This window comes from Hydrogenophaga sp. A37 (genome assembly GCF_002001205.1).
In the GTDB taxonomy this organism is placed as follows: Bacteria; Pseudomonadota; Gammaproteobacteria; order Burkholderiales; family Burkholderiaceae_C; genus Hydrogenophaga.
This window is the reverse complement of the sequence record NZ_MUNZ01000003.1, coordinates 1-252: the sequence shown is the minus strand read 5'-3', so window position 1 is coordinate 252 and position 252 is coordinate 1. Positions and strand designations below refer to the sequence as shown.

Annotated in this window: 1 pseudogene; it reads left to right on the top strand. The window is 60.3% G+C overall.

Features of this window, described 5'->3' with window-relative positions:
* Nucleotides 1-127: 127 nt before the first annotated feature.
* Nucleotides 128-252, top strand: a pseudogene (locus B0E41_RS26345) (IS5/IS1182 family transposase); the annotation flags it as partial.

Here is a 252-nt window from a genome sequence, read left to right as displayed (position 1 = left end):
GCACCACGGACGATTGCGATACATTCACACCAGTTCCTGCGCGCTTCCCCAGCGCCGCCACGGCAACACCGATTCTCCGTCCACGATCAGCCTGAAACAGGCGTCCACGATCGCTGAAATACGCAGGCACACCATCTACACGCGCATGAACCGCTGGACCAAGGCCGGTGTACTTGACCGCATGTTCGAGGAGTTGCAACGCGCGCAGGTCGTGCGCATCAAGATCGAAGCGGTATCGCTGGACTCCACGAG